Source organism: Blastococcus sp. SYSU D00669 (assembly GCF_054050715.1).
In genome coordinates this window covers 13330-25050 of sequence record NZ_JBJGZV010000033.1, presented here as the reverse complement: position 1 = coordinate 25050, position 11721 = coordinate 13330, and the positions used below count along the sequence as shown (strand labels likewise).

The 11721-nt window shown below is 74.2% G+C and carries 11 protein-coding genes; 9 read left to right on the top strand and 2 right to left on the bottom strand.

Translation table 11 applies throughout. From position 1 onward, the window contains the following. Window positions 1-6 precede the first annotated feature (6 nt). Window positions 7-288: a hypothetical protein gene (locus ACI8AF_RS20385; protein WP_456541575.1), complete on the top strand. Its 282-nt coding sequence runs from the start codon at window positions 7-9 to the stop codon at window positions 286-288. 4 nt (window positions 289-292) lie between these two features. On the opposite strand, the gene ACI8AF_RS20380 is transcribed toward ACI8AF_RS20385, so the two are convergent. Together ACI8AF_RS20380 and ACI8AF_RS20375 are read right to left on the bottom strand one after the other, a co-directional pair. Beyond that, window positions 293-520 carry a hypothetical protein gene (locus ACI8AF_RS20380; RefSeq protein WP_456541574.1) on the bottom strand — a complete coding sequence of 76 codons (228 nt, stop codon included), beginning with the start codon at window positions 518-520 and terminating at the stop codon, window positions 293-295. An 89-nt stretch (window positions 521-609) separates the two neighbouring features. Then, window positions 610-1269, bottom strand: a complete 660-nt coding sequence (locus tag ACI8AF_RS20375) for an MBL fold metallo-hydrolase (RefSeq protein ID WP_456541573.1) — start codon at window positions 1267-1269, stop codon at window positions 610-612. Between the two features lie 49 nt (window positions 1270-1318). On the opposite strand from ACI8AF_RS20375, the gene ACI8AF_RS20370 reads away from it, so the two are divergent. The 8 genes from ACI8AF_RS20370 (at window position 1319) to ACI8AF_RS20335 (ending at window position 11719) form a co-directional block, all read left to right on the top strand. Beyond that, window positions 1319-2725 carry an amidase gene (locus ACI8AF_RS20370; protein WP_456541572.1) on the top strand — a complete coding sequence of 469 codons (1407 nt, stop codon included), beginning with the start codon at window positions 1319-1321 and terminating at the stop codon, window positions 2723-2725. Between the two features lie 104 nt (window positions 2726-2829). Beyond that, on the top strand, window positions 2830-5721 hold the full coding sequence (gene uvrA / locus ACI8AF_RS20365) for an excinuclease ABC subunit UvrA (RefSeq protein ID WP_456541571.1): 2892 nt from the start codon (window positions 2830-2832) through the stop codon (window positions 5719-5721). 255 nt (window positions 5722-5976) lie between these two features. Beyond that, the gene (locus tag ACI8AF_RS20360; RefSeq protein ID WP_456541570.1) at window positions 5977-8013 is read left to right on the top strand and encodes an HNH endonuclease; all 2037 of its coding nucleotides are present in this window, start codon (window positions 5977-5979) and stop codon (window positions 8011-8013) included. Continuing rightward, entirely contained in the window at window positions 7974-8147 is a 174-nt protein-coding gene (locus ACI8AF_RS20355) for a hypothetical protein (protein ID WP_456541569.1), read from the top strand. The genes ACI8AF_RS20360 and ACI8AF_RS20355 overlap by 40 nt, the downstream gene beginning before the upstream one ends. Window positions 8148-8263: 116 nt before the next feature. Continuing rightward, a complete protein-coding gene (locus ACI8AF_RS20350; RefSeq protein WP_456541568.1) occupies window positions 8264-9241 on the top strand; it encodes a Bug family tripartite tricarboxylate transporter substrate binding protein in 978 nt (325 codons plus the stop codon). After that, on the top strand, window positions 9238-9747 hold the full coding sequence (locus ACI8AF_RS20345) for a tripartite tricarboxylate transporter TctB family protein (RefSeq protein ID WP_456541567.1): 510 nt from the start codon (window positions 9238-9240) through the stop codon (window positions 9745-9747). The genes ACI8AF_RS20350 and ACI8AF_RS20345 overlap by 4 nt, the downstream gene beginning before the upstream one ends. Then, window positions 9747-11315: a tripartite tricarboxylate transporter permease gene (locus ACI8AF_RS20340; RefSeq protein ID WP_456541566.1), complete on the top strand. Its 1569-nt coding sequence runs from the start codon at window positions 9747-9749 to the stop codon at window positions 11313-11315. The genes ACI8AF_RS20345 and ACI8AF_RS20340 overlap by 1 nt, the downstream gene beginning before the upstream one ends. Then, complete coding sequence (locus ACI8AF_RS20335; protein WP_456541565.1) at window positions 11312-11719, top strand: universal stress protein; 408 nt, start codon at window positions 11312-11314, stop codon at window positions 11717-11719. Before ACI8AF_RS20340 ends, ACI8AF_RS20335 begins: the two co-directional genes overlap by 4 nt. The last annotated feature ends 2 nt before the right edge of the window (window positions 11720-11721 follow it).

The window sequence follows — 11721 nt, the reverse complement described above, 5'->3', positions numbered from 1 at the left end:
CGCCGGATGGCGCTCATCTACCCGGTCCCGGCCGACGCTCCCGATCCCGAGGACGGGACCGAGCCCGACTTCGCCGAGCTGGCCACCGACCTCTCGGACACGTGGCTGGTCGAGGTCGCGGTGGGGGAGGACGGCGACGACGCCTGCTTCGGCCCGCTCACCGCGCGCGCCGCCTGGGACCTCGCCGTCGAGCTCGACGGCCAGCGGCCGGCGTGGACCGTCTCGGTCGTGCCGCTGCACGTCGCCGGCACGGCCGACGAGCTGATCGCCCTCTTCGAGGACGAGTAGCCGCTCAGCTCGCGGACGCCTGCTTGCGCGCCCCGTCCTCGGCGCCCCTGCCATTGCGCGCCGTCACGTCCGCCAGCGAGCCCCCCGCGGCGAGGCGGTAGGCCTCCGCCAGGTCGCGCAGCAGCTGGGCCTTCTCCGCCGGCCGCAGCGCCGCCTTCATGTTGTTCTCGGCCTGGTCCTGGATCGCCGCGAACAGCGCGTCCTGCGCTGCCCGCTTCGCCTCGCTCTGCACCGTGCGCCTCCCGGGTCGGGTCCCTCGACGTCCCCGTGGTCGCCGGTCCGTACCCACTGATCCGCCCGGCGATTCACGACCCGTCCCGGCTACCAGCCGCGCTCGCGCCACTCGCCGAGGTGCGGGCGCTCGGCGCCGAGCGTGGTGTCCCTGCCGTGGCCCGGGTAGACCCACGTGTCGTCGGGCAGCGCCCCGAACAGCCGCTCCTCGACGTCGTCGATCAGGCTGGTGAACCGCGCCGGGTCCTTCTGCGTGTTGCCGACACCGCCGGGGAACAGGCTGTCGCCGGTGAAGACGTGCGTGCCCGCGCACTCCGGCCCGCGCCAGACCAGCGCGATGCTGCCCGGGGTGTGCCCGCGCAGGTGCACCACCTCGAGGGTCTGCCCGCCCACGGTCACCGTGTCGCCGTGCTCGACCGGCCGCTGCACCGGGACGGGCAGGTCGCCGGCGTCGGCCGGGTGGGCCACCGTGACGGCGCCGGTGGCCTCGACCACTTCGGGCAGCGCGCGGTGGTGGTCCCAGTGCCCGTGCGTGGTGACGACGGTCCGGACGTCGACGCCCTCGACCAGCTGCAGCAGCTTCCCGGGCTCGGCCGCGGCGTCGACCAGCAGCGCCTCGCCGGTCTGCGCGTCGCGCAGCAGGTAGACGTTGTTGGCCATCTCGGAGACGGCGAGCTTGGTGATGGTCAGCCCGGGCAGCTCCCGGACGTCGGCCGGTCCGCCCACCTCGACGTCGCCGGTGTAGGTCATCTGGACTCCGATCGGAAAGTGTCAGCAGCCGTGGTTAGGTTCCTCTGTCATGGACGCTAGCGGGTCTCCGGGCGCTGCTCAGGTCGTCGGCCTGCCGGCCACCGAGATCGCCGCACGGGTGCGTTCCGGCGACCTGACGGCGGTCGACGTGGTCCGCGCGCACCTCGCCCACATCGCCGCGGTCGACGCCCGCATCGGGGCCTTCCGGGTGGTGCGCGCCGAGGCCGCGCTCGCCGAGGCCGCCGCCGTCGACGCCGATCCCCGTCGCGCCTCGCTGGCCCTGGCCGGGGTCCCGATCGGGGTCAAGGACAACATCCCCGTCGCCGGGGAGACCTGCACCGTCGGCACAGCGGCCTGCGCTCACGAGCCCGCCGCCGCGGACCACCCCGTCGTCGCGAGGGTGCGGGCCGCGGGAGGGGTCGTCGTGGGCATCACCCGCATGCCTGAGCTCGGTCTCTACGCCGCGACCGACGCACCCGGCGCGGTCAGCCGCAACCCCTGGGACACCGCGCGGTCGCCGGCCGGCAGCTCCGGCGGCAGCGCGGCCGCGGTCGCCTCGGGCAGCGTGCCCGTCGCGCTCGGCAACGACGGCATGGGTTCCCTGCGCCTGCCGGCGGCCGCGTGCGGGTTGGTGACGCTCAAGCCCGGGCGCGGCGTCGTCCCGACGCTGGCCAACGACTGGTTCGGCATGGTCGAGAACGGCGTCCTGGCGACGACGGTCGGCGACCTCGTGCTGGGCACGGCGGTCCTGGCCGGGGAGGAGCCGACGTCTCCGGCCGCTCCCGGTCGCCCGCTGCGCATCGCCGTCTCCACCCGCTCGCCCCTGCCCGGGCTCCGGGCCGACGCGGCGACGTCGGCCGCCGTCGATGCGACCGTGACGGCGCTCCGGGACGCCGGCCACGTGGTCGTACGGCGCAACCCCGTCGTTCCTCCTGCCGCAGCGCTCGGGACCGTGGCGCGCTGGATGGCGGGTGCCGACGTGGACGCGGAGGCCCTCGAGGTCGACCGGACGGTGCTGCAGCCCCGCAGTCGCGCGCACGCCCGGGTCGGCCGGCTCGTGCGCCGGGCGGGCCTGGTGCGTCCGTCGACCGCCGAGCGGTTCCGGGAGCGGACGATCGCCTTCTTCGCGGACGTCGACCTGCTCCTCAGCCCCGTGACGACCGGTCCGCCGCTGGCCGCACGGCCGTGGCACGAGCGAGGCCTCGTGGCCAACGTCACCGCCAACGCCCGGTGGGCCCCGTGGACCGCAGCGTGGAACGTCACGGGCCTGCCCGCCCTCGCCCTCCCTGCCGGCGTGGGGCCGGGGGGACACCCGTTGTCGGTCCAGTTCGTCGGCCCCCCGGGCGCCGAAGGACGACTACTCTGGCTGGCCGGAGACCTGGAACGCCGGCGGCCGTGGCGCCGTCACGCGCCGGTCTTCGACCCCGCCGCGCCACCGGCCGCGGCACCCGTCTGAGCAGCACCCGCGAGCGCGGCCCGGCCGCCGTCCGTCCGGGTGCGCCCGCCTGCACCGCCACAGCTCCACACCGACTCACCCGCCCAGCGACCGACAGGGAACACATGGACCGCCTCGTCGTCCGCGGCGCCCGCGAGCACAACCTCAAGGACGTCCACCTCGACCTGCCCCGCGACGCCCTGATCGTGTTCACGGGCCTCTCCGGCTCCGGCAAGTCCAGCCTCGCCTTCGACACGATCTTCGCCGAGGGCCAGCGCCGCTACGTCGAGTCGCTGTCCGCCTACGCCCGCCAGTTCCTCGGCCAGATGGACAAGCCCGACGTCGACTTCATCGAGGGTCTGTCCCCGGCGGTCTCGATCGACCAGAAGTCGACCAACCGCAACCCGCGGTCGACCGTCGGCACGATCACGGAGGTCTACGACTACCTGCGGCTGCTCTACGCCCGCGCCGGCCAGCCGCACTGCCCCAACTGCGGCAAGCCGATCTCGCGGCAGACCCCGCAGCAGATCGTCGACCAGGTGCTGGCCATGGAGGAGGGCACCCGGTTCCAGGTGCTCGCCCCGGTCGTCCGCGCGCGCAAGGGCGAGTACGTCGACCTGTTCAGCTCGCTGCAGACGCAGGGCTTCTCCCGCGTCCGCGTCGACGGCGTGGTGCACCCGCTCACCGAGCCGCCGAAGCTCAAGAAGCAGGAGAAGCACTCGATCGAGGTCATCATCGACCGCCTCACCGTCAAGGAGAGCGCGAAGCGGCGGCTGACCGACTCGGTCGAGACGGCGCTGGGCCTGGCCGGCGGCCTCGTCGTCCTCGACTTCGTCGACCTCCCGGACGACGACCCGTACCGCGAGCGGACCTTCTCCGAGCACCTGGCCTGCGTCGACGACGGCCTGTCGTTCGAGGCGCTCGAGCCGCGCTCGTTCTCGTTCAACTCGCCGTTCGGCGCCTGCCCCGAGTGCACCGGCATCGGCACCCGCAAGGAGGTCGACCCCGACCTCGTCATCCCCGACCCCGAGAAGAGCCTCGGCGCGGGCGCGGTGGCGCCCTGGGCCGGCTCGATGAGCAACGAGTACTTCCAGCGGCTGCTCAGCGGCCTGGCCGACCAGCTCGGCTTCTCTATGGACACCCCGTGGGAGCAGCTGCCGGCCAAGGTGCAGAAGGCGGTCCTGCACGGCTCGCCCGACCAGGTGCACGTCCGCTACAAGAACCGCTACGGCCGCCAGCGCAGCTACTACGCCGCGTTCGAGGGCGTGCTGCCGTTCCTCGAGCGGCGGCACGAGGACACCGACAGCGACTACATGCGGGACAAGTACGAGGGCTACATGCGCGACGTGCCCTGCCCCGTGTGCCACGGCACCCGGCTCAAGCCGGAGATCCTCGCCGTCAAGCTCAGCGGGCGCTCGATCGCCGAGGTCACCAACCTCTCGATCGGCGAGGCCTCGCAGTGGCTCGGCGCGCTGGAGCTCGGCGACCGCGAGCGGGCGATCGCCGACCGCGTGCTCAAGGAGATCCAGGCCCGGCTGTCCTTCCTCGTCGACGTCGGCCTCGACTACCTGTCGCTCGACCGGCCGGCGGCCACCCTGGCCGGCGGCGAGGCGCAGCGCATCCGGCTGGCCACGCAGATCGGGTCGGGGCTCGTCGGCGTCCTCTACGTGCTCGACGAGCCGTCGATCGGCCTGCACCAGCGCGACAACACGCGGCTGATCGAGACGCTCGTCCGGCTGCGCGACATGGGCAACACGCTCATCGTCGTCGAGCACGACGAGGACACGATCAAGACCGCCGACTGGGTGGTCGACATCGGTCCCGGCGCCGGCGAGCACGGCGGCGAGGTCGTCGTCAGCGGCACCGTCGAGGACCTGCTGGCCAGCGAGCGGTCGCTGACCGGCGCGTACCTGGCCGGCCGCAAGGAGATCGCCGTCCCGGAGACGCGGCGTCAGCCGACGCCGGGGCGCGAGCTGGTGGTGAAGGGCGCGCGCGAGCACAACCTCAAGGGCGTCGACGTGACGTTCCCGCTGGGCGTCTTCTGCGCCGTCACCGGGGTCTCCGGCTCGGGCAAGTCGTCGCTGGTCAACGACATCCTCTACACGACGCTCGCCAACGAGCTGAACCGCGCGCGCATGGTGCCCGGCCGGCACCGGACGATCACCGGCCTCGAGCACCTCGACAAGGTGGTCCACGTCGACCAGTCGCCGATCGGCCGCACCCCGCGGTCGAACCCGGCCACCTACACCGGCGTGTGGGACCACGTCCGCAAGCTGTTCGCCCAGACGTCCGAGGCCAAGATCCGCGGCTACCAGCCGGGGCGGTTCTCGTTCAACGTCAAGGGCGGCCGGTGCGAGGCGTGCTCCGGCGACGGCACGCTGAAGATCGAGATGAACTTCCTGCCGGACGTCTACGTCCCGTGCGAGGTCTGCAAGGGCGCCCGGTTCAACCGCGAGACCCTCGAGGTGCACTACAAGGGCAAGACGGTCGCCGAGGTCCTCGACATGCCGATCGAGGAGGCGGCCGACTTCTTCGCCGCCATCCCGGCGATCGCCCGCTACCTGCGGACCCTCACCGACGTCGGCTTGGGGTACGTGCGGCTCGGCCAGCCGGCGACGACCCTGTCCGGCGGCGAGGCGCAGCGCGTCAAGCTGGCCAGCGAGCTGCAGAAGCGCTCCAACGGCCGGTCGATCTACGTCCTCGACGAGCCGACCACCGGCCTGCACTTCGAGGACATCCGCAAGCTGCTGCTCGTGCTGCAGGGCCTGGTCGACAAGGGCAACTCGGTCGTGGTGATCGAGCACAACCTCGACGTCATCAAGAGCGCCGACTGGCTCATCGACATGGGCCCCGAGGGCGGCTTCCGCGGCGGCACGGTCGTCGCCGAGGGCCCGCCGGAGTTCGTCGCCACCGTGCCGGAGAGCCACACCGGCCGGTACCTCGCCCGGATCCTCGACCCGGAGGCGGTCAACGCCGCCGCCGCGCCGAAGCGCCGGGCACGCAGGAAGGCCAGCTGACCGGCGGCCCCGGCTCCTCCGTGGGGGAGCCGGGGCCGTACCCGGACCTCGTCCGGCGGTGCTCGGCGTCTCGGCCGTGGCGCGCCGAGCGCACGAGCACCCAGCGGGCGGCCGGGCGTGCCGTGTTCTGCTCCATGCGCGGACAGTGGCACGTCGGCCGGCTCGGGCATCGTGGTTGTCCACAGGTCGCTGACCTGGGCAGACGTTGTCCACAGCCGGTTGCCGGGCGTTGCTCTCGAATCTACGTTCGAACGCGTGAGCGGCGCGGCGACCCTGGCGGACACAAAGGCCGTCGCCGCGCGCCGGGCGCGGGCCCGCAACCGCCGGATCGAGGCGGAGCGGGCGTCCACGGCGTGGCCGGCGTTCACCCCGCAGGTCGGTCTTGGTGCGGGCGCCCTGGGGGAGGCGCAGGCGGCGGACCGCGAGATCGCCCGGATGTACGCGCTGCGGGCCCGCAAGCTGGCGGAGTTCGCCGCGTCGCGACCGGCGGCGGCCGACCGGGCGCAGGGAGAGCCGGGAGCGATGAGCCCCGAGCGGTGGGCGGCCCGACCGGACGTCCTCCGCGACGTGTCCGAGTGGGCGACGCCGGAGGCCTCGATCGGCCTGACCCGCACCCAGGTCCGCGCGGAAGGGCTGCTCGAGGAGTCGCTGACGCTGGTGCACAGGCTGCCCGGCGTCCTGGCGGCGCTCGAGGGCGGCCTGCTGACCCCCGAGCACCTCCGGCCGCTGCTGGAGCACGTGGCGGTGGTCGTCGACCCGCAGCTGCGCGCGGAGATCGAGGCCGAGGTGCTGCGCTGGGTGGCCGACCGCGCGGCGGACCGGACGATCACGACGCCGCCTCAGTTCGGCGACAGGGTGCTGCGCGTGGTCGAGCGCCGCAACGCCCGCGACGCAGCGCAGCGCGCGCTGAAGGCGCTCCGGGTGCGGGGCGTGCACCGGCAGAACGAGCGCGGGGAGGGCCTGGCCGGGCTGCGCGTGGTCGGCACGGTGCCGGAGATCGAGGCGCTGCTCACCGCCCTGGCCGCCTGCGTCGACGCGCTGCCGGCCGACCCGGCGGACACCCGCACGCGGGACCAGAGGATGCTCGACGTGCTGCTGGACCTGGTGCTGCGGCCCGGGCAGAACGACGTGCCGCCGGTGCAGGTGGTGCTCACGCTCGTCATGGCCGTGCAGACGGCGCTGGGCGGGGACACCCCGACCGAGCTGAACGGCCGCGTCGTGTCGGCCGAGACCGCGCGGCAGCTCCTCGACGCGCTCGCCGGCGCCGGTCCGGGGGCGGGTGCGCTCGCCGAGCTCCAGCGCCTCGCCGATGCCGACGCCGACGCTGATGCCGATGCCGATGCCGATGCCGACGTTCCGGCCGCCCATGCCGACGTTCCGGCCGCCCATGCCGACGGTCCGGCCGCCGACGACTCCGGCACACCTGATCCCGAGCCCTCTGCGGAGGACCGGTTCATCGACGACCCCGGCTGGGACCCGTGGGAGCCGGAGATGCAGGCGCCCCTGGCGGAGTGGGAGGCCGACTGGCAGCGGCGGGTCGACGCCGGGCTGGTCGACGACCCCGATCCGATGCCCGACGACGTCGCGGTCGCCCTGGCCGAGAGGCGGGCGGCGAGCGGTCAGATCGACCTGGAGCTGGACCGGCTGCTGGCCGAGGCCCAGGACCGGTGGTGGGCCGAGTTCGAGGCCGGCCGGATCCGCGACCCCGATCCGCCGGACCTAGATGCCGACCGGCCGCCGGACGATCCACGGCCCGCCTCCCGGTGGTGGGCGACGGCCGACCGGGCGGTGCACGACGCCTCGGCTGCGCAGCTCGCCGCCGCGCAGGCGCTGGCGCGTGCCGGCCGGATGGTGCGCACGGCCGCCAGGGCCGATGCCGCGGACGAGGCCGCGTGGCGGAGGAGCGCGGCGGGCCGGGTGGATGCCGCCACCGCGGCACTGGCCGCGCTGCGGGCGGCGGCCGATGCCGACCGGGCGGCGCTCGCCGATCTGCTCCGGCGCACGTCGGGGGGTGGATTGGCCGACCGGCCGCGGGTCGCGCTGGTCGACGCCCTCACCGGCGTGCTCGTGTCGCTCACGGATCTCCCGGGGCTGCGCCACGCCGCGGCCACCGGCACCGGGCTCGGCGCTCCGACCCGACCGACGGCTACCGGCCCGGCGCCGCGCTCGACCGGTTCGTGCGGCACCGCGACCGCCGCTGCCGCTTCCCCGGGTGCCGCCGGCGGGTCCGCAGCGGCGAGCTGGACCACCACGTGCCGTACCCGCTCGGGGCCACGTCGGCCGCCAACCTGACCGGCTACTGCACGGGCGACCACCGCGGGAAGCACCAGGCGCCCGGCTGGTCCCGCGAGCTCGCCGACGACGGCCGGCTGACCGTCACCACGCCGTCCCGCCTGGTCGCCACCACCGAGCCCCCGCCCTTCTGAGTCGGGCCCTCCTGAGCCGCGGCGCACCCGTCTCGCGGAACAGATCCGTCGGTTCGCGCCATGCGGCGCGCTGTGGTGCGGTGGGGTGTCCGATGCGGAGGTGCAGAACCGTGCACATGTCCCGCCGATCGTTCCTCGCCGGGGTAGTCGCGGCCCCGGCACTGGGGGCGCTCTCCGCCTGCGCCGGCACGGTCGTGCAGCCCGGCGACCTCTCCCGGCTGCGCATCATGGCGCCGGCCAGCCCGGGCGGCGGCTGGGACACCACCGCGCGCGTGATGCAGCGCGTCATCCAGACCAGCGGCCTGGCCCGCAACGTCCAGGTCTTCAACGTCGAGGGCGCCGGCGGCGTCATCGGCCTCGGTCAGCTCGGTCGCGAGGACGACGACGCGCTGCTCATGATGATGGGCCTGGTCATGGTGGGCGCCGTCGAGACCAACGACGCCGAGACCCGGCTCGAAGACGTCACGCCGATCGCCCGGCTGATCGGCGAGACCGAGCTGATCGTCGCGCCCGCCGACGCCCCGTACGACGACATCGAGGGCTTCGTCGAGGTCTGGGCCGCCGATCCGGGAAACACCCCGATCGCGGGCGGCTCCGCCGGCGGCACCGACCAGATCCTCGCCGGCCTGCTCGCCCAGGCCGCCGGCATCGACCCCGCGCAGATCAACTACGTCGCCTACTCCGGCGGCGGCGAGTCCCTCGCGGCCCTGCTGGGCAACCAGGTCGCCGCCGGCATCTCGGGCACCGCCGACTACGGCCCCCAGGTCCAGAGCGGCGACCTCAAGGGCCTCGCCGTCTCCACCCCGGAGCGCAGCGACCAGGTGCCCGACGTGCCCACCCTTGTCGAGTCCGGCTTCGACGTCGAGGTCTCCAACTGGCGCGGGGTCATGGCCCGCCCCGGGATGTCCGCCGGGGCGCGCGACGACCTCACCCAGCTCGTCGTCGACGCCCACGACAGCGACGAGTGGCAGGAGGCCCTGGAGAACAACGGCTGGGACGACCTGCTGCTGACGGGCGACGACTACGGCGAGTTCATCGCCGAGGAGGTGCAGCGCGTGCGTCCCATCCTCGAGCAGATCGGCCTGGTCGAGTGAGCGCGCCGACGACGGGCCGCGACAACGGCGAGCTCGCCATGACGGTCCTGCTCGGCGCGCTCGGGGTCTACCTGCTCCTCGACGCGTCGAACATCGCCGTTCCGGGGTCGGCCAACACCGTCGGCCCGCGCTTCTTCCCCTACCTCGTCGGCGGCCTCGTCGTCGCCACCGCCCTCGGCCTGGGCTACCGCATCTGGCGCGGCGACCGCGGCCCCGCCGACGAGAGCGAGGACGTCGACCCCACCGCCGGCACGTCCTGGACGTCGGTCGGCATCATCGCCCTCGCCTTCCTGGCGCACGCCCTGCTGATCAACGTCATCGGCTGGCCGCTCGCCGTCACGCTCATGTTCGCCACCGTCGCCTGGGCGCTCGGCGCCCGCGGCATCGTCCGCCCGCTGCTCGCCGGCGGCATCACGTCGGTGGTGGTCTGGATCGTCTTCGTCAAGGCGCTCGGCGTCGCACTGCCCGGCGGCGTCCTGCTCGAGCTCGCCACGGAGTGGCTGTGATGGGCGGGCTCACCGACCTGCTGGGCGGCTTCGCCGACGCCCTCACCCCGGTCAACCTGCTGTTCGCGTTCATCGGCGTGGTCCTGGGGACGGCGGTCGGCGTCCTCCCCGGCATCGGCCCGGCCATGACCGTCGCCCTGCTGCTGCCGATCACCTACGTCCTCGAGCCGACCAGCGCGTTCATCATGTTCGCCGGCATCTACTACGGCGGCATGTACGGCGGCTCCACGACGTCGATCCTGCTCAACACCCCCGGTGAGTCGAGCTCGATCATGACCGCGCTCGAGGGCAACCGGATGGCCAAGGCCGGCCGTGGCGCGGCCGCGCTCGCGACCGCCGCCATCGGCTCCTTCGTCGCCGGCACCATCGCCACCCTGCTGCTCGCGCTGGTCGCCCCGACCGTCGTCGACCTGGCCATCGGCATCACCGCCGCCGACTACTTCGCCCTCAGCGTCCTGGCCTTCGTCGCCGTCGCCACCGTCCTCGGCTCCTCCCCGCTGCGCGGCCTGGCCTCCCTCGGCGTGGGCCTGTACCTCGGCCTCGTCGGCACCGACGTCCTCACCGGCCAGGAGCGGTTCACCCTCGCCATCCCGCAGCTCTCCGACGGCATCGACGTCGTCGTCGTGGCGGTGGCGCTCTTCGCCGTCGGCGAGGCCCTCTACGTCGCCTCCCGCCTCCGCCGCGGGCCCGTCCAGGTGCTCAGCGCCTCCGGCCCGTGGTTCACCCGGCGGGACCTGCGCCGCTCCTGGGCGCCGTGGCTGCGCGGCACGGCGTACGGCTTCCCGCTGGGCGCCCTCCCCGCCGGTGGTGCGGAGATCCCGACCTTCCTCTCCTACGCCACCGAGCGCCGGCTGTCGAAGCACGAGGACGAGTTCGGCAAGGGCGCGATCGAGGGCGTGGCCGGCCCCGAGGCGGCCAACAACGCCGCCGCGGCCGGCGTGCTGGTCCCGCTGCTCACCCTCGGCCTGCCCACGTCGGCGACCGCGGCCATCCTGCTCGCCGCCTTCCAGAGCTACGGCATCCAGCCCGGCCCCACCCTGCTCAGCACCGAGTCGTCGCTGGTCTGGACGCTGATCGCCGCGCTGCTCATCGGGAACCTGATGCTGCTCGTGCTCAACCTGCCGCTCGCCCCGCTGTGGGTGAAGGTGCTGCGCATCCCGCGGCCGTACCTCTACGCGGGCATCCTGCTGTTCGCCTCCCTCGGCTGCTACGCCGTCAACGCCGACCCGCTCGACCTCGTCCTGCTGCTCGTCCTCGGCGTCCTGGGCTTCTTCATGCGCCGCTACGGCTGGCCGGTGGCGCCGGCGATCATCGGGCTCATCCTCGGCCCGATCGCCGAGACCAACCTGCGCCGGGCCCTGGCCATCAGCAGCGGCGACCTCGGCGTTCTCGTCGACACCTGGTTCAGCCGGATCGTGCTCGCGCTCGCCGTCCTCGCGCTGGTCGCCCCGATCGTGCTGCGCGCCGTCCGCGGACCCCGGGCCACGCCCGAGGAGGTCCAGCAGGAGGGCGTGCTCCGGCACCGGGAGCCGCGGGTGCGCACGGGTGCGGACGAGGAGGAGCGGTGAGCGGCGCCGTCGTCGTCGGGTACGTCCCCAACCCGCGCGGGCGGGCGGCGCTGGCCCACGCGCTGGCGGAGTGCCGCCGGCGCGCCGCGCGGCTCGTCGTCGTCAACACCTCGCGCGGCGACGCCCTGGTCGACGAGGACTACGTCCAGGGCGACGCCGTCCGCGCCCTGGAGGACGAGCTGGCCGCCTCCGGTGTAGCGGCGGAGCTACGCCGCCCGGTGCGCGGCAGGGACGTCGCCGAGGAGCTGTCCGAGGCCGTCGCCGAGACCGGCGCCGACCTGCTGGTCATCGGCGTGCGCCGGCGCACGCCGGTCGGCAAGCTGCTCATGGGCAGCGCGGCCCAGCGCATCCTCCTCGAGGTCGACTGCCCGATCCTGGCGGTGAAGAGCCCGCCGGAGGGATGACG

Coding starts and splice junctions, on each gene's coding strand:
- ACI8AF_RS20385 (WP_456541575.1), top strand. CDS start 7: ATGGCGCTCATCTACCCGGTCCCGGCCGACGCTCCCGATCCCGAGGAC.
- ACI8AF_RS20375 (WP_456541573.1), bottom strand. CDS start 1,269: ATGACCTACACCGGCGACGTCGAGGTGGGCGGACCGGCCGACGTCCGG.
- ACI8AF_RS20370 (WP_456541572.1), top strand. CDS start 1,319: ATGGACGCTAGCGGGTCTCCGGGCGCTGCTCAGGTCGTCGGCCTGCCG.
- uvrA (WP_456541571.1), top strand. CDS start 2,830: ATGGACCGCCTCGTCGTCCGCGGCGCCCGCGAGCACAACCTCAAGGAC.
- ACI8AF_RS20350 (WP_456541568.1), top strand. CDS start 8,264: ATGTCCCGCCGATCGTTCCTCGCCGGGGTAGTCGCGGCCCCGGCACTG.
- ACI8AF_RS20340 (WP_456541566.1), top strand. CDS start 9,747: ATGGGCGGGCTCACCGACCTGCTGGGCGGCTTCGCCGACGCCCTCACC.